This is a genomic window from Bacillus sp. CDB3, assembly GCF_002081505.1.
Lineage (GTDB): Bacteria > Bacillota > Bacilli > Bacillales > Bacillaceae_G > Bacillus_A > Bacillus_A cereus_AT.
The window spans coordinates 1-20,817 of the sequence record NZ_ALBR01000011.1 but is presented as its reverse complement, the minus strand read 5'-3'; the positions used below and the strand labels follow the sequence as shown (position 1 = coordinate 20,817).

Genomic DNA, 20,817 nt, shown 5'->3' with positions numbered 1-20,817 from the left:
ACAACTAATTGAAGCGACTTAGCTATTTTATGGCGAGCTGTCTGACTCTTACATTACTAGTAGGATGTAGTGCAGCAGAAAAGCCCGTAGAACAAGTAAAAAATACAATTACCGCGAAATTAACTACAGAAGAAAAAATGGTTAAAATAGATGGACAAACTATTTACTTTAAGCAAATTGGCAGCAAGAAACCACCTTTACTTATGATCCATGGATTTGGTGGATCATCAGATGGATTTCAAAAGATTTACTCAGATTTAGCAAAAGATCATACGATTATTTCTGTTGACGCCTTAGGATTCGGACGTTCCTCTAAGCCGATGGATTTTTATTATTCTTTCCCAACTCATGCAAATTTGTATTATAAGCTAATGAAAAAACTAGGTTATGATACATTCGCAATACTTGGTCACTCCATGGGCGGAGAAATTTCTCTTAATTTAACATACTTATATCCTGATGCGGTTACCCATCTTATTTTAACTGACGCTACAGGCGGGCCTCACTCATTAGTGAATAAGCAGGGATCTCCTAAACCACAATTATCGACTGATTTAAGTACAGTTTCTTCTATTGCAGACTATGATGAGAGCAAAGTTAACTTCAAGCGTAATGATGAAGAACATTATAATAAAATGAAGTTGTGGCCTAGACGTCTTCAAATTAATGCAAATGAAATTAAGCAGCCAACTTTAATTATATGGGGAAGAAATGATAGTAGCGTTTCTTGGAAAGAAGGAGAAACTTATCATCAATTCTTAAAAAATAGTACTTTCCATATTATCGAAAAAGGTTATCACGCACCATTTCGTCAAGAGCCACAAGAATTTGTAGGGTATGTAAAAGATTTCTTCGAGAAAAATCCTATAAGTGCTGAAAAATAAACGGGTATCTCATGTTGAGATACCCGTTTTCATATATTAAGCAGCTTGCTTTTGGCGTTTTGGCGTTTTTGATCCTAGTACTTTTGGAATAATGAAGCCATCAACTCCAATTTTCCCAGCATTCATACCAGAAACAAGAACGAACATCGATAAAATAACCATCTCAGGGTTCACACCAATTGACCCACTAAACATATAGGAAAAGTTCATTACAAGACCGAAAAAGACCGCTGTTTTTGTTAAACAGCCTACAATTAAACCAATTCCGACTAAAATTTCTCCCCACGTCACAAGTGTATTAAATAAATCAACGTTTGGAATTGCAAAATCTTGTAAGAATGATGCCCACCAAGATTGAACAGCTGGTTGTGCTCCTTTAGATTTTTCAATTGCACCTTGTAAATAACCAGTTGCATCGAATCCTTTTCCTTGTAGTTTACCGATTCCAGCCATTACCCATGTGTAACCAAGATACACTCGAACTATCGCTAATACAAAAGAAACTGCTTTGTTTTCTCTTAAAAATTGAATAATCATATCTTCCTCCTAAAGTTGTAATTAAGTCAGTTACAGATAATATAATAACATTAGTTACTTATTTTTAAAATGTTAATTACGAATAATTTGTGACATACATAAAAAACATTAAATACTAACGTATATATAGTAACTTTTATTACCTGTAAAAACTTGAACATATCATACCACAAGTGATAATCATTTTCATTGAAGAAAATGTAAAAAAAATGTGAGTTAAATGTGAAACACATTCATTCGAATATAGAACAAATGCGTTTCATATTTTTTATATACTCGAAATGTACATGTCTCCTCATCGATTAATCTCGCTTCTCGAACAGCTTCTCCTAACGTGTTGTCATGGTTAATAAGCCTGTAAAATAAGTGTATTGTAAACATAAGTCCTAAATTTCCACCTACATAATCTATCGATCTAACATACGATTTTGCATTATCATGTAAAATCGATTCTACTAGCTTCAGCTCCCCAAACTTATACCAATCATTTACAATATGTGTAATATGCAATTTTGCATATTACTTAATTTCCGCTACGCCAAAGTATACCCTCTGCTCGTTTAAGTCGTATACATTTTCTCCTAAGTCTTCCATTACAAATCCCTTACCCTATAAGTCAATTTCATACATACCCGTTTCTTTCAAAAAATCTGCTCTAGTTAAAGCAACTTTCTGTAAATATTGCCTATACGCTGTAATTGTTCCATCATGTGAAACGATACAAATTTTTTCTGCTTTTAACTGATCGCACCAATGCAGAAATTCATCTACTATTTGCTGAAATTCCTTCTCTGAGATGATATTGATTCCCTCATTCCATAACAATTCATTTGTACTTTCTTCTAATGAAAAATGTGGAAATAAATTTTCAATTATCTTTCGATCTAACAATTGATCGCATGGCAATGTTTTGGCGGATTCCCGATAAGGAAAAATACGCGGGGATACATATGGATGAACAATTTTTTGACAAGCAACTTCCGCACTCCATATTGTCGCAGTTTGTAAAGTTCGAAGTGTAGGACTAACGATTAATATATCCTTTTCTTGTAATGGTACACCGCACTGAAGCAATTTTGCCTGCTTCTTTCCCACACCCGTCAATGACGGATTCACCGCTTGTAAACTTAATGATAAATTTTTCGTATGCTCACCTTCACCATGCCGAACAAAGACAAGTTTCATTCTCCTCTTCCTCTCACTAGAAAATGGTCTCACATATTTCTTCCCTATTTTTTTCTTTACTCCTGCTATTTTAAAAAGCAGAATGTAAAAAGTATTTGACATCATTATTTGGAAAACATTACAATTATATATGTAAAATACTTTTTACAATAAGGGGAGGAATACAAATATGAAATGGATTATCATCTTTATCGGAATAATCATATGGGGATACATAAATGGCTTTTTTATTAGTGATAAAACTGCTAATCCTTGGATTACAGATGATGAACGTAAAACGAAAATTAAACAAAAAGCAATTATCGCAAGCTGGTCCGGTGTTTTCATATTTTGTATCATGAACCTCTTAAACAAATGGTTAGGTTTAGGAACGAGCGATACATCACCTTACTTACCAGATCCTGTCGTAACTATTTTAAAAGAAAATATAGAGTTACAAATTTTACTTATGTTAGTCATTACGTATGGACTATTTTACTTATACTACCGAAGAAAATTAAGCGCTTAACTTTTATATCATGATTATCCTCCTAAATGGTTATAGTAACTAGGACGTAATAAAAAAAGGAGCGATATAAAAATGAGTAACTCAAATGACTTTTTAGATACATTACATGAAAAACAAGCAAAAGATGAACAAAATAGAAAGCGCCAAGGGAACGGAAACCCTGCGAAAAAAAAGCCAAATAAAACACATAAATAACATTGAAAAACCTGCCTAAAAATTATATTTTAGGCAGGTTTTTTTACTCGCCTTTAACCGAAACGACATCTTCCCAATTCCATTTCTCATAATACCACTCTGGTACATCTATATTTTCAATCCACTTCTTTTCATGTTTTCCATCGTTATGAGCAAGCCATACATCAGCTTTCTTACGATTTGAACGGATCCATAACAATTGGTTGCTCGTCTTAATAAAAATAGGATTATAATCGCCTTGGCTATTAAATGGCTTTGTAATTTGACGTTGTTCATCGCTTATACTATTTACTTCATATAAAGATGGTAGTGGTCTTTTTTCTGGCGGAGTTTCTATCCCTGCTTCTTTTGCTCGTGAAACGATAATTACATTATCGTTCTTCCATGTGAAATCCCAATCAACATAGCCTTTTGGAGTAAATGTGTTCTGCTGTAATGCCGGCAGTTCTTTTACTTTTAAATGTTTATTCTCTAATGCAACTCTCCCGCTTCCTTCAATATAGGCTAATATATTTTTTGATGGCGCCCATTTGAACCATTGTGTGTTTAATAACATTTGATCTACTGTTTCAAAACGACTGCCGTCTGATCGAATTAAGCAAAGTGTATTACTATCCGCTGACAAAGAAGCTGTTGGTACTGCCAAAAACGAAATCCACTTTTGATCTGGCGACCACTTAAATCCACTTCCAACTAATGATAAAAAGTCATCATGCTCATTCGGTAGTGCATATAAATGTTTCATCTTATGAGGATTCATATTTGCATCCTTTTGTATTTCATATAACTGAGCACCTGTCCATCCTGTTGGAAGCAAGTACGCTTCTGATGATACAAGAAACTTCTTACCATCAGGATACCATGCATAGTCACCTACACCATTGGCTACATTTTCAAAATCTGCTTTCTTTTTTTCAGCATTAAATATATTTAATGTACGTGCAAATACAAAGGCAATTATATTCTCTGTTGGTGACCATTGATAATTCGATGCTTCTGATTGAGATGGTGTAACTTTCTTTCCATCTTTCAACCGATACAGTTCGAAATGATTTCGCTTCTTTCCTTTTGCATATGCAAGCCATTCTCCATTATGTGACCATTTCGGCCCTGTTATGTACTCTCCTTTTGTAATTTGTTTTTCTTTCTCACCAACTTTAATCCATAGATTATGATTACGAATAAAGGCAACTTTCACTTCATTGTTTTCTGCGCCTTTAATCGAACTGGAACAGAAAAAAAGGAACAAAATCATGATTACACTTACTATAAATCTTTTCATATAGCACCCCCATTTTCCATCTTTAGCATTCCTCATATTCTGCTTACTATATGCAAATTTTACCCATTCGACATAATCCCAAAAAATTTCCCAAGAAATTTTCAATTCAAAGAGGATTGGTGTGAATTATGTCGAAAATATAGTTTAGCCAACATTCGTTTTTATATTTAATGATAAAAATGTAAGATGATTTTTCGGAATATTAGCACTTTTTATTAGGGGGAGTTTCAATGAAAAAAACTACATCTACACTATTAAGTATGGCGCTCGTCTTTTCGAGTTTTGGAGCTTTAAGCGCCCATGCTGAATCACTGCAAAAGGAGAAGCAATTTAGTCCACAATTAAAAGCGAATATTGAACAATGGGGAGAAAACAAAATCGCGCAAAATGTTGAAACAAAAACATCAAAAGAAATTTCAGTCATTGTAGAATTGCAGCATGCTCCACTCGCTTCACAAAGTAACATTCAGCATGCTCCGGATCTAAAAAATAGCAATGTGCAATCATACCATGCACAACTAAAAAAGGCACAAGAGGATACAACAAAAAAAATTAAAGAAAAAGCACCGAAGGCAACGATAAAAGAAACATATAGTACATTATTTTCTGGTTTTTCTATTTCTATCCCAGGAGATCAAGTTGCTGCTTTAGCTTCTTTACCTGAAGTAAAAGCAATTTATCCAAACTTAACATATAAGTTACATGAAACATCAAAAAGCCCAGCGGATCAAGAAACACCAAATGTTGGAGGTCCTACAGTTGGTGCACCTGAGGCTTGGAATTTAAAAGATCCAACTGGCAAACCCCTTGATGGAAAAGGGATGAAAGTCGCTATTATCGATTCCGGTGTAGACTATACCCATCCTGATTTACAAGCAAATTATATCGGTGGCTATGATACAGTCGATGAAGATAATGATCCGATGGATGGAAACGTCCACGGTACCCATGTTGCTGGAATTATTGCTGGTAACGGAAAAATAAAGGGGATTGCTCCGAATGCTTCTATACTCGCTTACCGTGTCATGAATGATGCTGGTATTGGTACGACCGATGATATTATTCAAGGTATTGAGCGCGCGATTCAAGATGGTGCCGATGTTTTAAATCTATCTCTTGGTCAAGATTTGAATGTACCTGATCAACCTGTAACAATGACGCTAGAACGTGCAGCAAAGCTTGGTGTTACTGCGGTCGTCTCAAATGGAAATGATGGGCCAAAACCTTGGTCTGTTGACGCTCCTGGTAACGCAAGTAGTGTCATCTCTGTTGGAGCATCTACAGTTTCTATCCCATTTCCAACATTCCAAGTAGCTGGTTCCAATAAATCTTACCAAGGATTACCGTTATCAAAATCAGATTTCCAAGTAGGAAACGATGCTCAGCTTGTCTATGTCGGCTACGGTAATCCAAGTGATTATGCTAAACAAGATGTAAAAGGTAAGTTCGCCCTTGTCTTACAAGGAACTTCAAGCACGTTAGTAAAAGCAGAACAAGCGAAACAAGCTGGCGCTCTCGGCGTGCTACTAATTTCTAACGAAAAAGAAATTAATATTATGCCAGAATATTTTGGACGTGAAGATGTAGCTCTTCCGGTTATGCAACTATCAAACACAAATGGTGAAGAATTGAAAAATTTAATTACAAAACAAAAGAAAAATATAAAGATTGGACAACCAAACCAAACAGAACTTATTGGTAACTTTAGTTCAAGGGGACCATCACAAGGAAGTTGGCTTATAAAGCCAGATGTTGTTGCACCTGGCGTACAAATTACAAGTACAGTACCAAGAGGTGACTATGAATCTCACAATGGGACAAGTATGGCTGCGCCGCAAGTAACGGGAGCTGTTGCCCTGCTGCGTCAAATGCATCCTGATTGGACGACAGAACAATTGAAATCTGCTCTTGCCAACACTGCAAAAACATTAAAGGATGTCAATGAAAATACATATCCTGTCATGGCACAAGGATCTGGTTTAATTAACATTCCAAAAGCAGCAAAAGCAGATGCATTAGTGAAACCAAACAATGTAAGTTTCGGTCTTATTAAACCTAATAGCGGTAAAGTGAAGTTAACACAAAATATTACGTTACAAAATCTTTCTAACAAAAGAAAAACTTTTCAACTCGCATTGAATTACTAGATACAAAAACAAAAGTCCAGACTTCTTTCCCTTCTTCTATTAGTATGAAACCTAATAGTAATATCGAAAAGCCTTTTACTATTACTGTTGATAGCTCCTTACCACAAGGTGTATATACAGGTAATCTATATGTAAAAGAGCAAGGGAAGACTGAAGAAATGCGTATTCCATTTACATTTAGCATTGATCCGAAAGAATACAAACGTATTGACGGCCTTGAAATCGTTAATTCTACTTTCAGTCCAAATAATGACAAAATACTAGATGACAACCTTATCAATTACTATTTAGTTACACCAGTTGAAGATGTAACGTTTCATGCTAATTTAGTTACGAAAGACCGAGTAACATATCAAGGAATCATTCATCAAGGTAAGAATGAAACAACAGGTTATAAATCTTTCAAATGGAATGGTACGAAAACTGACGGATCTCCTCTACCTGATGGCTTATACCAAATCGAAGCTGTTGCTTCTAACTCTGGTGGAGAAACGAAACAGACAGGAGCTGTGTTTGTCGATCGCACTGCACCGAAATTATCGTCTGAAGTAGATCAAGAAAACCTCGTAATTAGAGGTAAAGTAGATGATATACTTTTAGATTGGATGACAGAATCCGGATGGGTTGCTCCAGGACATCCCGTAACGATACAGTATGAAATTAATGGAAATGGCGCATGGGAAAGTGCATACCTAAATCCTTGGGGGAAAAACTATGAAATTTATTTCGATCGTAGTCAATTACAAGAAGGAAAGAATACCATTCATATTGTAGCAACTGATGCAGCCGGAAATACATCTAATTTAAACGTCGATTTAGAAGTGAAATAATAAAATTATTGTTGACAAGCTTTTAAATATAGTTTTATAATACAAAACATAGTTTAGTTGAACAAATTATATATCGGCTTTGAAGGAATACTAGTAGCGACTTATATCCCTGTCTCAGAGAACTGATGGTTGGTGCGAATCAGTACATATACAAGCGTGAATTACAATTCTGGAGCTTCTTTCCCGTAATGCTTTTTATGCATGAAGAGAAAGACGGATCTTTCCGTTATCTTAAAGTAAGTGGTAAACAATTAATTGTTTACAAATAGGGTGGTACCGCGATTTTCATCGTCCCTATCGGATTTTCCGATAGGGGCTTTTTTGTGTCCTTCCCTTTTAAATAACTTCATATATACGCGTTGAAAGAATCGCAGTAGTATCTTGTATCCCTGTTTCAGAGAGCTAATGGTCGGTGGAAATTAGCACATATATAAGTACGAATTACAATTCTGGAGCTTCTTTTTCGTAGTGCTTTTATGCATGAAGGAAAAGACGGAATTTTTCCGTTATCATTAGTTGAGATGTAAGTATATTTTCACTTACAAATAGGGTGGTACCGCGATTTTTTCGCCCCTATCGGATTTTGCGATAGGGGCTTTTTCTATTTCTCACAGAAACAAATGTTAAATAATTCCGAATCTTATGATAAAATTTTATAAGCGCTTACAATTTTGAGAGGGGGTGGTACAAGCTATACGAAACCGATATTTAATTTTATAGAAAAAAAGGAGGATGTCTAAATGACAAAGAAAACAGAAATTCCATCGCATTTAAAACCATTCGTATCCACACAGCATTATGATCAATACACACCGGTGAATCACGCTGTATGGCGTTACATTATGAGACAAAATCATAGTTTCTTAAAAGATGTTGCTCATCCAGCCTATGTGAATGGACTACAATCATCTGGTATTAATATAGATGCAATCCCAAAGGTAGAAGAAATGAATGAATGTTTAGCACCAAGCGGCTGGGGAGCTGTAACGATTGACGGACTTATTCCTGGCGTAGCATTCTTCGATTTTCAGGGGCACGGATTACTACCAATCGCAACAGATATTCGTAAAGTAGAAAATATCGAGTATACACCAGCTCCTGATATCGTTCATGAAGCAGCAGGACACGCACCGATTTTACTTGATCGTACATATGCAAAATATGTGAAACGCTTTGGGCAAATTGGAGCGAAAGCTTTCTCCACTAAAGAAGAACATGAAGCTTTTGAAGCTGTTCGTACATTAACGATCGTAAAAGAAAGCCCGACTTCTACACCTGAAGAAGTTGCAGCTGCTGAAAATGCTGTAATTGAAAAACAAAACTTAGTTTCTGGTTTATCAGAAGCAGAACAAATTTCACGTCTATTCTGGTGGACAGTGGAATACGGCTTAATTGGAAATATTGACGATCCAAAAATCTACGGTGCTGGCCTTCTTTCCTCTGTCGGCGAAAGCAAACATTGCTTAACAGATGCTGTAGAAAAAGTTCCTTTCTCAATTGAAGCTTGCACAGGGACAACTTATGATGTGACAAAAATGCAACCACAGCTATTTGTTTGTCAATCATTTGAAGAGTTAACTGAGGCGCTTGAGACGTTCTCTGAAACGATGGCATTCAAAACAGGTGGCACAGAAGGATTAGAAAAAGCAATTCACTCCGAAAACCATGCAACAGCTGAGCTAAATAGTGGATTACAAATTACAGGCACATTCAACGAAACAATTGAAAACGATGCAGGTGAAGTTATTTACATGCGCACAACTTCGCCAACGGCATTAGCACTTCATAATAAACAATTAGCGAATCATTCTACATCTGTACACAGTGACGGCTTTGGAACACCAATTGGATTACTCACTGAAAATATTGCATTAGAAAATTGTACAGACGAACAACTACAATCATTAGGAATTACAATTGGAAATATTACAGAGTTTACTTTTGCAAGTGGTATTCATGTAAAAGGAACAGTAACAGCTATTGTAAAAAACGATAAGAAAATTGCTCTTATCTCCTTTATCGATTGCACAGTTACTTATAACGACCGCTTATTATTTGATGCTTCATGGGGCGCATTTGATATGGCTGTTGGCTCAAAAATCACTTCAGTATTCCCAGGAGCAGCAGATGCAGCATCGTTTTTCCCAACTAATGAAGAAACAGAAGAAACTCCAACACCTCTTACATTAACTGAGCTGGATCGTATGTATCAAACGGTTCGTGATATTCGAGGTGAAGGTACTTTACACGACGCGTATGTCGAGCAATTAGTAGCAATTCAAGAGGTATTAAATAAATTTCATGCGAAAGAATGGCTGCTTCGCCTTGAAATATTAGAACTACTTTTAGAACATAACAAAGGGCATGAAACATCAGCAGCATTATTAAAGCAACTTTCTACTTTCACAACTGACGAAGCTGTAACACGCCTTATTAACAATGGTCTTGCGCTACTACAGGTAAAGGATGTGAAAAATGATGCTACGATTAACTGAAGAAGAAGTTCAAGAAGAATTATTTAATGTAGATAAATGGATGGTAAAAGATGAAAAATGGATTGAAAGAAAATATATGTTTTCCGACTACTTAAAAGGAGTCGAATTTGTCTCTGAAGCCGCCAAACTATCAGAAGAACATAATCACCATCCATTTATCCTTATCCAGTATAAAGCAGTTATTATTACTTTGTCATCTTGGAATGCAAAAGGTTTAACGAAACTAGATTTTGAACTTGCGAAGCAATTTGATGAACTATTTTTACAAAATGAAAAAGCAATTATAAGAAAGTAAAAAAGAGAAGCCTTTTTTAGGCTTCTCCTTTTATTTTGAAATGGATACAATGTCCAAACGGATCCTCGGCCTGTAATACTCCATCTTTATACGTAGCAACCACGCCAATATATTTTAAACTTTCACATACTTGCTCTTTTTGCTTTTCATCTGCTAGTATAATGGTGAAATATTTCAAGCCGACGGAATTTGGCATTTGTGGTGGTATATCTTCACCTTGCCATGTATTTAAACCGATATGATGATGATAACCACCTGCTGATACGAACAATGCTCCATTTCGAGCTGGGATTGTTACATCAAAACCAATACCATCAACATAGAAACGTTTCGCTTCTTCTAAGTCAGCTACATGTAAATGAATATGGCCCATCACAGTACCAGCCGGGAATCCATTCCATGTACTTCCTTGCTGTAATAATCCTTCGCCGTCTAACGGGTTACTAACAAATGGTAGCTCTCCATTTTCATCATGCCAAACTTTTTTTTGGCGATCATGATAAATTTCAATCCCATTTCCATCTGGATCAGCTAAATAAAGAGCTTCACTAAAGTAATGGTCAGCCCCACCATGTAATGGGTGTACTCTCTCAACAAAATGACGAAGAATATTTGCTAAGTCTTGTCTGTTTGGTAATAAAATTGCATAGTGATATAAACCAGTTCGACCTCTTTGCTTCGGAAGAGCGTCTTCCTTTTCTTCTATGATGAGAAGTGGCTCATTTTCCTCATTACCAAACGTAACGATTGTACTTGTTTCTTCCAATACCTTCATACGCAATACTTCTGTATAAAACTCTAGCGATTTCTTTAAATTTGATACATATAAATGAACAACCCCAAGTGTTGTTTCGGGATGAAGTTGAAAGCCCATTTTGTTATACCCCCATTTTAATTAATTCTTCTTTAACATTTTCTCTTTTAAGAAATTATCTACAAAACCATCAGCTTTCGCAACAAATAAGTATGCACCCATCGCTAATAATGCAAGTTCTAACTCAAACCCAGGATTTTTCCCGTCTCCTAACAAGCCAGCTGACCATTTTACTTTCACAATCGCTCCAACCATAACAAATGCAAATAATAAGCCAATATATCTTACACCTAAGCCTAGAATTAACAATAGACCTCCAACTAATTCAACTGTTGCTACACCGTATGCAAGTCCTCCCGGTAAACCAATGCTTGTAAACCACCCTGCAATATTGTCAATTCCTGATTGGAATTTTGTTAAACCGTGCATAAAGAACGTTACCCCTAACACGATACGAATAATTAAGTTGCCAATATGTTGATTCATTTTTTTCTCTCCTTTATATTTTTCTTATATAAAACTTTTATTTACATTACAAAACATACACTAATTATTTTTATTCGTCAATTCATTTTTCATGAGAAAAAATATTTTTTTTTTGCTATGATACAAATAGTTGTTTACAAAAAGGAGCTTGATTTTTATGAATATTGGTTCTGCAATACGTGAAATTCGTCAACGTAGAGGCATAACAATCGCACAAATTTGTGAGGGAACAGGTCTTTCTAAAGGCTTTATGAGTCAGGTTGAAAATAATAAAACATCACCATCAATCTCAACTTTAGAAACGATCTCCAATTTTTTAAATGTTCCTCTTCCCTATTTATTGTTAGAACAAAAAGATCGTTTAAAAATTGTAAAAAAAGAAAACGTAAATACAGTGTTTATGGAAAAGATGAACAAAGAATTGAACATGTTGCAGAGCAAGGTGGCCTTCGCCTAAATCTCGTAGAAATTCCTGCTGGGTTTCCAAAAGAAAACTCACCCAATGCTCATGAAGGTGAAGAGTGTCATCTTGTATTACGCGGAAAACTAGAAATTCAACATGGTGAAGATATTGCAATTGTAGAAGAAGGCGATTCCTTCTCCTGGAATGCATGCGTTCCTCATATTGTTCGTAATATAGGTGAAGAGTCTGCGTTATTACTTATCTCTAGTCATGCTGAAAATCGAAAACGAGTTTACTAATTGATAAAAAAAGAAGCCTGTTTCGTAACAGGCTTCTTTTTTATCCCCTTATAATTCCATAACTTGTCCCAACTAGTACGGTCTTTTCATGTTGATTACGATATACTGACTCAATTGAAACTTTTTTATATCCTTCCATTTGTTCAATATTTGTTAAAGTTAATTCACAAGTAATCGTATCCCCTGTAAAAACTGGCCTAATAAATTCGCTTACTAATTCCCTTGCTATGTAATGTAACTCTTCTCCTACTTTCGTCCCAATACTAGCCGTCAATAAACCATGAACCATTAACCTTCCATTCTCATCATATTCCATATGATGCCTACCTTTATCACCTGTAATATTGGCAAATTCGAAAACTTCTTCCTCGGTAAATCTTCTTTCATATTTAAATACATCCCCAACTTTTACATTCATTTTTATCCCCCGTTTAATAAACTGAATTTTCTCTTATTTTATCATAAAATGAGTCTCAATTCAGTTTATATTATTAAAATAGCAATCCTTTTTCTTCACTACCTTATAAGTTTATCGGTGCCCATCCTTTTTTGCTACTTGATACCCGTAGTACGCACATGTCCCATTTCTTGATAACTCTCTTACTTCAAAACCACAACTTCTATAAAAATCAAAATTGTTAGCGGCTGTATGTGCAAACCAATCACCATGAGGAAGCTTTTGCAAACAAAGAGCTACTAGTTTCTTACCTAATCCTTTCCCTCTATACTCATACTTCACAACTAAATTTACTATATTAGCAACCATGATTTGATCAGAAATTACTCTAACCATCGCGACCATCTCTTCTTCATCCCAAATTGTGAAAGCCCATGTTGAATTTTCAAATGCTATCGAAAATTTTTCAATTTGCCAAGAAGGGATATTATCATTACTCCAACCAGCATCTTCAAATAATGTTTTAATTGCATATGCTGGCACTCCATTCGTTCCTTCACGAATAATTAGTCCATTATGATAAATATACATGTAATCCCTCCTTTTATTTTTATATACCATTCTTCAAAAAGTATATTTCACCTTTAAAAAAGTGAACTTTTTCATCCAACTCTCTTAATAGAATAAACTAAGACATCAATCCCATGAAATGCAGTTGTTTTTTCATAGCTAAGTCCTGTTTTTCTAGCTACAAATATTGAAGCTGGGTGGTTCGGATTAATAAGTGAAATTAATTTATTCATTTGTAACGCTTGGAAACCGTAGTCTCGAAATGCTGCTGCTGATTCTTTCGCATACCCTTTCCCCCAATACTGAGGAAGTAGCCAATAACCAATTTCGATTTCCTCTTTTCCATCTACCTTCTGCTTAACAAGTCCTGCATGACCAATTCGTATCCCAGTTTCCTTTTCAATCATTACAAATAAACCGAGACCATTTTTATAACTTGGAAGCACCCACTCCTCCAAACTTTTTTTACATTGCATATATGTTTTTAACGTCCCATTTCCAATATAGCGCATTACTTTCTCGTTCCCCCATAACGAAGCGTAGAACTGTAAATCATCCATTGTATATTTGCGAAATTGTAGGCGATCTGTATGGAACATTTTTAAACTCCTTCCCAGCATTCTGTTCTTTATTACACGATCATATTTTGTATGTATAGTAAGTGTTACTCTCTATTATAAATGAACCAACATTAAAATATAGAATATTCACTCTTTACAAACGTAAAAAAAGCAGTAGACAAATATTGTCTACTGCATCCATATCATAACTAGCAAAAAGAAAACTACAATTGAGGGGGGTGTAGGATTTTCAAATATACTAGATACTTATCCCGTTCTAACGGGCGGTAAACTTTCCAATTATATTAAAGTGAAAAGTTTACCGCACATAAGAACTTTTACGGTTATTAAGAGAGCACCGTTAAGTACTCAAATACACGCTGTGCTTTTTCTCCACCCATTCGAGCATGTTGAAGAAGGGAAATACCATGTGGGCCAGATGCACGTAATGCTTCTGGTTGTGCCACTAAAATAGCTTGTACAACTTCTAACTCTCCAAGCATAGCTGCTACGAAAATATCCATCCGAGCACCCTTTTCTAGTAAATAAAGAGCAATATCTTTACGACCTACATGTGCTGCTGCTCCTAAAGCACTTTCCCAATCTGAACCGCCCCAATTATAAGAAGCATGAAGTAAGCTAGGTGATTCGAACAAAAGCTCCTGTACCCTTTCTAGATCTCCATGAGCTGCCATAACAAATTCCCTTACTAATTCAGTGGTAATACGTTCTTCTGTTTGCATCGCTCTTCTCCTTTTTTAGAAATTCGTTTCGGTGTAAAAAATGGCTTGTCGCTTCCTTGAAAAATATCTACTTCTATGCCAAATACATGTTGAAACATTTGTTGACATAATACTTCTTCTGGTACACCGTCATACTGAATCTTGCCTTGCTTTAATACGAGTAAACGATCACTATATTGAGCCGCTTGGTTAATGTCATGTAAAACCATTATAATTGTCATACCAAACTCCTCGTTTAATCGTTTCACAAGTTCCATTACTTCCAACTGGTGAACGATATCCAAAAAGGTTGTTGGTTCATCTAATAGTAAGACATTTGTACGTTGTGCTAGCGTCATCGCAATCCAAGCACGTTGTCTTTCTCCTCCTGACAAAGACTGTAAAAGACGATATTCATACCCTTCAAGATTTGTAACAGACAATGCCCAATCAACAATTTCTTCATCTTCTTTATTCAAGCGACTACTCCATGATTTATGAGGACCTCTTCCGAACTGTATTAACTCTTGCACTGTTAAATCTAATTGATGATCATGCATTTGTGGTAACATCGCTAATTGCTTCGCTACATCCGCACTCTTCATCGTATGAATATTTTCCCCATCTAAAATGATATCTCCTTCACTTTGTTTAAGTAGCCTTGCTATTAAACGAAGCAAAGTAGATTTCCCCGACCCATTCGGACCAATTAAACTAACGATTTCTCCAGCTTTAATATGTACATTCATATTTTGGATTTGAAATCTTTCGGAATGTGCGTAAAACACTTTGTTAACGGAAATCACGTCGTTTTCCTCCTCTATGAATTAAATATAAGAAGAACGGACCACCTAAGAAGGACAATAATATACCAACAGGCAATTCGATTGGATCGAACCAACTTCGAGCTATCGCATCCGCGAAAACAAGTAATATCCCTCCGCCAAGGCATGATAACGGCAGTAAATATTTATAATCATTTCCAACTAATAAACGTAACATATGTGGTACAACAAGACCGACAAATCCAATAAGTCCGGAAACACTAACCGCAATTCCAGCTAATAATGTACTTACTACTATTAAATAAAACCGACTTCTCTCCACGTTACGCCCTAATAATTTCGCCATTTCATCTCCTAGCATTAATACTCGAATATGCTTAATGCCAAAGAAAGCCAATATAATAGCGAATATTGCATAATAAATAATCATATTTAAATGCGCCCAACTTACACCACCAATGCCACCAGCTAACCACGGTAACACAGATTGTACTTTATCACTATGTAGTAACATTAATGCTGACGTTGCTGCACCAATTAATGCATTGATTGATACACCTACTAAGACGATTCTTGAAGGTGGTGCCCCTTTTTGCCATGATAAAGCATAAATAACCATCGCTGTTATGAACGCTCCTAAAAACGCCCCTAGTGGTAAAAAAGCCATATGTTGTGGGAATAAAATCATAATTATTATTGCTACAAGGCCTGCTCCTGATGAAACTCCGATAATTCCGGGGTCTGCAAGAGGGTTTCTCATAACCCCTTGCAGTAATGCTCCCGAGGCTGCTAAACATGTTCCTACAATAAACCCAACGAGCACTCTAGGTATACGAAGATCCCATACAATTCGATGAACTATCGAACCTTCATCTTGTATCCCTGTTAAAATGTCTCCTAAAGAAAAGGATAAACTTCCTGCGAAAAGACCATAAAAAAGACCTAGAATCGTTAATACAACTAAAGTAACTGCTGTTACCCATCTTTTTTTCGCAAAAGGATGTTCCTTTTCTCTTACTGCTTCACTACTCTCCATACTCATCATTTCCTTACATCTTGTATACTTTTATACATAAAGTCCATTGCTTCTGTTACTTTTGTTCCAGGATTTGATCCAAATAAATCTGGTGGCAAAATAACAACACGATTTTGTTTGACTGCATCTAAATTTTTCCACGCTTCATTTTTCATCATTTCGCCTTCAAATGCTTTTTTCACACTATTTGGATCTCCATGTGTAATTAAATAAATTACATCTGGGTTCGCCTCAATAATGCGTTCTACACTTAGCTGTGCATATTGCGGATATTCTTTCATTTCTGGAAAACCAGCTGCAATATTTTTGCCGCCCGTTTTTTCTAAAATATCACCTGACAGAGATGTTGGTAATGCTGCTAAATAAGTGCCTGGTGCTCCATATACTAGCAATGCTTTAACGTCACTCTTTTTCTCATATTTCTTCATTTGATCATTAATTTTTTGATTAAGTTCTTTTGCTTTATCTTCTTTCTTCATCACTGTTCCATACATTTCAATACTCTTTTGAATATCTTTTACAGAATTAGCTGAAGAAATGATTACTTTTGTTCCTTGTCCTTCGACCGTTGGAATATTTTTTTGAAATCCATTATTTGCAACAAGTACGTCTGGTTTTAAGCTAGCAATTTGTTCAAAGTTTGGCTGATGTGCATTTCCAATTACTTGCGTTTTTTGCAAATCTTCTGGAAGGGGAATTTTTGCATCTGGACGACCGACGATTTTCCCTCCTAAAGCATCGATAACATTCATATCACCCATACTTAACGTTGCAAAACTTTCAGGAACTTTATTGAACGTTACCTTTCTGTTTGAGAGATCGGTAATTTCGATTTTGTCTGTTCCTTTTTCTGTTTTTGTTGCAGATGCTTTTTCGTTTTCCTTTGCACTGCAACCTATTAACAAGAAAAAAATAGATAAGATCGCTGTGAACAGCGTAATAGATTTTTTCATTCTTCCACCTCTAATTGATAATGATAATCATTGACTACTACTCTACTTTAATTGATAAGGATTATCATTGTCAATATGAAACGCATACATTTTCTACAAAAAACAAAAAACGCTACAAAAAGATTTCTTCTTTTCGTAGCGCCCTATTTAACAATTTTCTTCATATTCGCTCTCCTCTAATTGATCACGCATCGTTCTAACACGCTTAAAGAAGAAAAAAGCAAGAACTAAAAATACAATAATACTTCCCATCATAACAAAAGACTGTACCATACTTTTTATTCCACTTGGAATTAATAAACCGATCATTAAAAATGTACTTATAGCTAAAAGTACTTGTGCAAACCGGGTATAATCTGCTATTTTTTCTTGTAATTCTTTCATCTGCTTATCACTCCCATCCTCACTTTATCACATTCTATCAAGCTTAAAGACAAGTAAATAGAACCAATCTGGGAGATGTTTTCCAAAGTAAAAAAGAGCCGCTTACTCGCGGCTCTTTTTTATCTATTATACGCCTTTATATGCTTCCATATAGATTTCTTTCAGCTCTGAAATGAGCGGTAATTTTGGATTAGCTGTTGTACATTGATCTTCAAAAGCTCTTTCTGCTAATAATCCAACAACCCCTTCAAATTGGTCTTTAGTAACCCCTTGTCCTGCAATACTCATATTTATATTTAAGCTTTTTCCAAGCTCAATAATTGCTTGGACGAGTGATTCCACACCTTCCGCTGTTGAGCTTGCTGGAAGCCCGAGCATTCTCGCAATATGTGCATAGCGTTCATCAGCCACAAAGTGCTCATATTTTGGGAACAATGCGTGTTTTCTTGGCTTAATAGCATTATAGCGAACTACGTGCGGCATAAGAATTGCATTTGCACGCCCATGCGGAATATGGAATTCTGGTCCAATTTTATGCGCTAAACTGTGATTAATACCTAGGAAAGCATTTGCAAATGCCATCCCTGCGATTGCGGAAGCATTATGCATTTTTTCTCGTGCTTCTTCATCATTTCCATCTTTATATGCTCTCGGTAAATATTTAAATACGAGATCAATTGCTTTTAATGCTAAACCATCAGTATAGTCATTTGCCAGAACAGACACATACGCTTCAATTGCATGTGTTAATACGTCCATACCAGTATCTGCCGTCACATGAGGTGGTACTGTCATTACAAATTGCGGATCAACAATCGCTACATCTGGTGTTAATTCATAATCCGCAAGCGGGTATTTAATATTATTTTTCTTATCTGTAATAACTGCAAATGGCGTCACTTCTGATCCCGTCCCCGATGTTGTTGGAATGGCAACAAATTGCGCTTTATTCCCCAGATTCGGATACTTACATGTACGTTTTCTTATATCTAAAAACTTCTGTTTAATTCCATAGAATGTTGTTTCTGGATGCTCGTAGAATAGCCACATCCCTTTTGCTGCATCCATAGCTGAACCGCCACCAAGCGCGATAATTACATCTGGTTTAAAGCTTTTCATCATGTCCGCACCTTTAAATACAGTTTCATCTGATGGATCTGGCTCAACTTCAAAGAAAACTTCGACTTTCACATCATTTGCATGCTTACGTAAATAGTGCGTAACTGTATCTACATAACCGTGCTCAACCATCCCTGGATCCGTTACAATAAATGCGCGGGAAATGTTAGGCATGTTTGCTAAATATGCTGTCGCATGTTTTTCAAAATAAATTTTGGGTGGTAATTTGAACCACTGCATATTCTTTTTTCTATTTGCCAACCTTTTTATATTTAATAAATGAGTCGCCGTTACGTTTTGGGAAACTGAGTTTTTCCCGTAGGAGCCACAACCAAGCGTAAGTGATGGAATAAATCCATTATATATATCACCAATTCCACCTTGTGATGAAGGTGCATTTACAATGAGACGGCAGGCTTTCATACGTAACCCAAATTGTTTTTGTACTTCTTTATTTGTAGAATGGATAACCGCTGAATGCCCTAGGCCACCAAGCTCTAACATTTCTTCGCAATATGTAAATCCTTCTTCTAATGAATTTGCTTTTACACAAGCTAACACTGGGCTCAGTTTCTCACGAGATAGTGGATATGCTGCCCCGATACCTTTAATTTCAGCTACAAGCATTTTTGTATGTTCAGGTACAGTAATTCCTACTAATTCAGCAATATACTGTGCTGATTTCCCAACAATATCACTATTTACTGCACATGTATTTTCATTAATAACAAGCTTTTCTAATTTTTTTCTCTCTTCTTCTGTTACAAAGTAACAATTATTTGCAATCATTTCTGTTTTAACATCATCATAGATTTCCTTGTCTACAATGATAGCTTGTTCCGATGCACAAATCATACCGTTATCAAATGTTTTCGATAAAATCAAATCATTAACAGCGCGTTTTACATGTGCCGACTTCTCTATATAACATGGTACATTACCAGGGCCTACACCTAGCGCGGGTTTGCCAGTAGAATAAGCTGATTTCACCATACCAGCTCCTCCAGTCGCTAGAACGAGCGCAACACCTTCATGGTTCATTAATTGTTTTGTTGCTTCCACAGAAGGTCTTTCAATCCATTGAATACAGTGCTTTGGTGCACCGGCCTTCACTGCTGCATCATATACTGTTTTCGCCGCTGCAATGGAACAGTTTTGTGCAGAAGGATGAAATGCGAAAATAATTGGATTTCTCGTTTTTATCGCGATTAACGCTTTAAACATTGTTGTCGACGTTGGGTTAGTTACTGGCGTTACCCCAGCTACTACACCGACAGGTTCTGCAATTTCTATTACTTCTTCATGAGGATCTTCATAAATAATTCCTACCGTTTTATCTTTCTTTATACTATGCCAAATATATTCAGTGGCAAAAATATTTTTAATGCATTTATCTTCATATACACCACGGCCCGTTTCTTCAACAGCCAACTTCGCAAGCGGCATATGTTGATCGACACCCGCAAGCGCCATTTCATGAACAATGTTGTCAATTTGCTCTTGTGTAAAACTTTCTAATGCTTGTAAAGCTTGTTGACCGTTCTTCACTAACGTATCAATCATCTCTTTTACCTCTTGCATTTCATTTACAACTTTCTCTTTGACCACCATGTAAATTCCTCCTATTCTACTACCTTGGACTAAATAAGACCCTATAGGCCGTAATAAGTCCCGATTATCGCAAAAAAATAGAGTTGCTTTCCTACATGAACCTCATCGTTTGTGAAATATTTCACAAGTTTGTTCGTGAGTAACATTTCATGAACTTAATATACATGAAATTATTTCATTTGTGTATGTCTATTTTGTGAAATGTTTCACAAAATAATGTAATAAAAAGTGCACTGCTACTACTTAGTACTACGTGTCGACGTTACTTTACGTTACGTTAACGTACGTTACGTTACGTCGTTACGTACGTACTTACGTTA

Annotated in this window: 19 protein-coding genes, 3 pseudogenes and 2 other annotated features; of the genes and pseudogenes, 7 read left to right on the top strand and 15 right to left on the bottom strand. The window is 35.9% G+C overall.

Going from position 1 to position 20,817, the window contains the following annotated elements:
• Window positions 1-8: 8 nt before the first annotated feature.
• Window positions 9-884, top strand: a complete 876-nt coding sequence (locus tag CDB3_RS02290) for an alpha/beta fold hydrolase (RefSeq protein WP_128853362.1) — start codon at window positions 9-11, stop codon at window positions 882-884.
• 36 nt (window positions 885-920) lie between these two features.
• Here CDB3_RS02290 and CDB3_RS02285 read toward each other — a convergent pair whose 3' ends face one another.
• The 3 genes and pseudogenes from CDB3_RS02285 to CDB3_RS02275 form a co-directional block, all read right to left on the bottom strand.
• On the bottom strand, window positions 921-1,421 hold the full coding sequence (locus CDB3_RS02285) for a DoxX family protein (RefSeq protein WP_097830628.1): 501 nt from the start codon (window positions 1,419-1,421) through the stop codon (window positions 921-923).
• 216 nt (window positions 1,422-1,637) lie between these two features.
• A pseudogene (locus tag CDB3_RS02280) lies at window positions 1,638-2,021 on the bottom strand (hypothetical protein); the annotation flags it as partial.
• Window positions 2,022-2,030: 9 nt separating this feature from the next.
• Window positions 2,031-2,606 carry a histidine phosphatase family protein gene (locus tag CDB3_RS02275; RefSeq protein WP_128853360.1) on the bottom strand — a complete coding sequence of 192 codons (576 nt, stop codon included), beginning with the start codon at window positions 2,604-2,606 and terminating at the stop codon, window positions 2,031-2,033.
• A 169-nt stretch (window positions 2,607-2,775) separates the two neighbouring features.
• On the opposite strand from CDB3_RS02275, the gene CDB3_RS02270 reads away from it, so the two are divergent.
• A complete protein-coding gene (locus tag CDB3_RS02270) occupies window positions 2,776-3,114 on the top strand; it encodes a phosphoglycerate mutase (RefSeq protein ID WP_128853359.1) in 339 nt (112 codons plus the stop codon).
• Between the two features lie 72 nt (window positions 3,115-3,186).
• The gene (locus CDB3_RS02265; protein WP_000071861.1) at window positions 3,187-3,309 is read left to right on the top strand and encodes a DUF4023 domain-containing protein; all 123 of its coding nucleotides are present in this window, start codon (window positions 3,187-3,189) and stop codon (window positions 3,307-3,309) included.
• Between the two features lie 43 nt (window positions 3,310-3,352).
• Here the strand turns inward: CDB3_RS02265 and CDB3_RS02260 are convergent, their stop codons facing one another.
• On the bottom strand, window positions 3,353-4,591 hold the full coding sequence (locus CDB3_RS02260; protein WP_128853358.1) for a TolB family protein: 1,239 nt from the start codon (window positions 4,589-4,591) through the stop codon (window positions 3,353-3,355).
• A gap of 230 nt (window positions 4,592-4,821) precedes the next feature.
• Between CDB3_RS02260 and CDB3_RS02255 the strand changes: the two are divergent.
• The 3 genes and pseudogenes from CDB3_RS02255 to CDB3_RS02245 all read left to right on the top strand — a co-directional run bounded on the left by CDB3_RS02255 (window position 4,822) and on the right by CDB3_RS02245 (window position 10,358).
• Window positions 4,822-7,568, top strand: a pseudogene (locus tag CDB3_RS02255) (S8 family serine peptidase).
• A gap of 70 nt (window positions 7,569-7,638) precedes the next feature.
• Window positions 7,639-7,867 (top strand) — a binding site (T-box leader).
• Window positions 7,868-7,918: 51 nt separating this feature from the next.
• Window positions 7,919-8,146, top strand: a binding site (T-box leader).
• A 162-nt stretch (window positions 8,147-8,308) separates the two neighbouring features.
• Window positions 8,309-10,063 carry an aromatic amino acid hydroxylase gene (locus tag CDB3_RS02250; protein WP_128853357.1) on the top strand — a complete coding sequence of 585 codons (1,755 nt, stop codon included), beginning with the start codon at window positions 8,309-8,311 and terminating at the stop codon, window positions 10,061-10,063.
• A complete protein-coding gene (locus tag CDB3_RS02245) occupies window positions 10,044-10,358 on the top strand; it encodes a 4a-hydroxytetrahydrobiopterin dehydratase (RefSeq protein ID WP_128853356.1) in 315 nt (104 codons plus the stop codon). The genes CDB3_RS02250 and CDB3_RS02245 overlap by 20 nt, the downstream gene beginning before the upstream one ends.
• 16 nt (window positions 10,359-10,374) lie before the next feature.
• Here the strand turns inward: CDB3_RS02245 and CDB3_RS02240 are convergent, their stop codons facing one another.
• On the bottom strand, window positions 10,375-11,232 hold the full coding sequence (locus CDB3_RS02240; RefSeq protein WP_128853355.1) for a VOC family protein: 858 nt from the start codon (window positions 11,230-11,232) through the stop codon (window positions 10,375-10,377).
• 21 nt (window positions 11,233-11,253) lie between these two features.
• On the bottom strand, window positions 11,254-11,658 hold the full coding sequence (locus tag CDB3_RS02235; RefSeq protein ID WP_128853354.1) for a DoxX family protein: 405 nt from the start codon (window positions 11,656-11,658) through the stop codon (window positions 11,254-11,256).
• A 157-nt stretch (window positions 11,659-11,815) separates the two neighbouring features.
• Here CDB3_RS02235 and CDB3_RS02230 point away from each other — a divergent pair.
• Window positions 11,816-12,360, top strand: a pseudogene (locus CDB3_RS02230) (helix-turn-helix domain-containing protein).
• A 40-nt stretch (window positions 12,361-12,400) separates the two neighbouring features.
• Here CDB3_RS02230 and CDB3_RS02225 read toward each other — a convergent pair.
• The 9 genes from CDB3_RS02225 to adhE form a co-directional block, all read right to left on the bottom strand.
• Window positions 12,401-12,778 (bottom strand): hotdog family protein, encoded by a 378-nt coding sequence (locus CDB3_RS02225; RefSeq protein WP_071747409.1) that lies wholly within the window; start codon window positions 12,776-12,778, stop codon window positions 12,401-12,403.
• 111 nt (window positions 12,779-12,889) lie between these two features.
• The gene (locus tag CDB3_RS02220; RefSeq protein WP_097830617.1) at window positions 12,890-13,348 is read right to left on the bottom strand and encodes a GNAT family N-acetyltransferase; all 459 of its coding nucleotides are present in this window, start codon (window positions 13,346-13,348) and stop codon (window positions 12,890-12,892) included.
• A gap of 71 nt (window positions 13,349-13,419) precedes the next feature.
• On the bottom strand, window positions 13,420-13,947 hold the full coding sequence (locus tag CDB3_RS02215) for a GNAT family N-acetyltransferase (protein WP_128853353.1): 528 nt from the start codon (window positions 13,945-13,947) through the stop codon (window positions 13,420-13,422).
• Window positions 13,948-14,234: 287 nt separating this feature from the next.
• A complete protein-coding gene (locus tag CDB3_RS02210; RefSeq protein ID WP_097830615.1) occupies window positions 14,235-14,630 on the bottom strand; it encodes an ankyrin repeat domain-containing protein in 396 nt (131 codons plus the stop codon).
• Window positions 14,597-15,415, bottom strand: a complete 819-nt coding sequence (locus tag CDB3_RS02205; RefSeq protein ID WP_128853352.1) for an ABC transporter ATP-binding protein — start codon at window positions 15,413-15,415, stop codon at window positions 14,597-14,599. The genes CDB3_RS02210 and CDB3_RS02205 overlap by 34 nt, the downstream gene beginning before the upstream one ends.
• Entirely contained in the window at window positions 15,402-16,430 is a 1,029-nt protein-coding gene (locus CDB3_RS02200; RefSeq protein WP_128853465.1) for a FecCD family ABC transporter permease, read from the bottom strand. Before CDB3_RS02200 ends, CDB3_RS02205 begins: the two co-directional genes overlap by 14 nt.
• A gap of 5 nt (window positions 16,431-16,435) precedes the next feature.
• Window positions 16,436-17,383, bottom strand: a complete 948-nt coding sequence (locus CDB3_RS02195; protein WP_128853351.1) for an ABC transporter substrate-binding protein — start codon at window positions 17,381-17,383, stop codon at window positions 16,436-16,438.
• 147 nt (window positions 17,384-17,530) lie between these two features.
• Entirely contained in the window at window positions 17,531-17,767 is a 237-nt protein-coding gene (locus tag CDB3_RS02185; RefSeq protein ID WP_002034123.1) for a YrhC family protein, read from the bottom strand.
• Window positions 17,768-17,893: 126 nt separating this feature from the next.
• A complete protein-coding gene (gene adhE, locus CDB3_RS02180; protein WP_128853350.1) occupies window positions 17,894-20,497 on the bottom strand; it encodes a bifunctional acetaldehyde-CoA/alcohol dehydrogenase in 2,604 nt (867 codons plus the stop codon).
• Between the last annotated feature and the right edge of the window lie 320 nt (window positions 20,498-20,817).

Excerpts from the sequence above, each read along its gene's own strand:
- CDB3_RS02285 (WP_097830628.1), bottom strand. The coding sequence starts at position 1,421 with ATGATTATTCAATTTTTAAGAGAAAACAAAGCAGTTTCTTTTGTATTA.
- CDB3_RS02275 (WP_128853360.1), bottom strand. The coding sequence starts at position 2,606 with ATGAAACTTGTCTTTGTTCGGCATGGTGAAGGTGAGCATACGAAAAAT.
- CDB3_RS02270 (WP_128853359.1), top strand. The coding sequence starts at position 2,776 with ATGAAATGGATTATCATCTTTATCGGAATAATCATATGGGGATACATA.
- CDB3_RS02265 (WP_000071861.1), top strand. The coding sequence starts at position 3,187 with ATGAGTAACTCAAATGACTTTTTAGATACATTACATGAAAAACAAGCA.
- CDB3_RS02260 (WP_128853358.1), bottom strand. The coding sequence starts at position 4,591 with ATGAAAAGATTTATAGTAAGTGTAATCATGATTTTGTTCCTTTTTTTC.
- CDB3_RS02250 (WP_128853357.1), top strand. The coding sequence starts at position 8,309 with ATGACAAAGAAAACAGAAATTCCATCGCATTTAAAACCATTCGTATCC.
- CDB3_RS02245 (WP_128853356.1), top strand. The coding sequence starts at position 10,044 with ATGATGCTACGATTAACTGAAGAAGAAGTTCAAGAAGAATTATTTAAT.
- CDB3_RS02240 (WP_128853355.1), bottom strand. The coding sequence starts at position 11,232 with ATGGGCTTTCAACTTCATCCCGAAACAACACTTGGGGTTGTTCATTTA.
- CDB3_RS02235 (WP_128853354.1), bottom strand. The coding sequence starts at position 11,658 with ATGAATCAACATATTGGCAACTTAATTATTCGTATCGTGTTAGGGGTA.
- CDB3_RS02225 (WP_071747409.1), bottom strand. The coding sequence starts at position 12,778 with ATGAATGTAAAAGTTGGGGATGTATTTAAATATGAAAGAAGATTTACC.
- CDB3_RS02220 (WP_097830617.1), bottom strand. The coding sequence starts at position 13,348 with ATGTATATTTATCATAATGGACTAATTATTCGTGAAGGAACGAATGGA.
- CDB3_RS02215 (WP_128853353.1), bottom strand. The coding sequence starts at position 13,947 with ATGCTGGGAAGGAGTTTAAAAATGTTCCATACAGATCGCCTACAATTT.
- CDB3_RS02210 (WP_097830615.1), bottom strand. The coding sequence starts at position 14,630 with ATGCAAACAGAAGAACGTATTACCACTGAATTAGTAAGGGAATTTGTT.
- CDB3_RS02200 (WP_128853465.1), bottom strand. The coding sequence starts at position 16,430 with ATGGAGAGTAGTGAAGCAGTAAGAGAAAAGGAACATCCTTTTGCGAAA.
- CDB3_RS02195 (WP_128853351.1), bottom strand. The coding sequence starts at position 17,383 with ATGAAAAAATCTATTACGCTGTTCACAGCGATCTTATCTATTTTTTTC.
- CDB3_RS02185 (WP_002034123.1), bottom strand. The coding sequence starts at position 17,767 with ATGAAAGAATTACAAGAAAAAATAGCAGATTATACCCGGTTTGCACAA.
- adhE (WP_128853350.1), bottom strand. The coding sequence starts at position 20,497 with ATGGTGGTCAAAGAGAAAGTTGTAAATGAAATGCAAGAGGTAAAAGAG.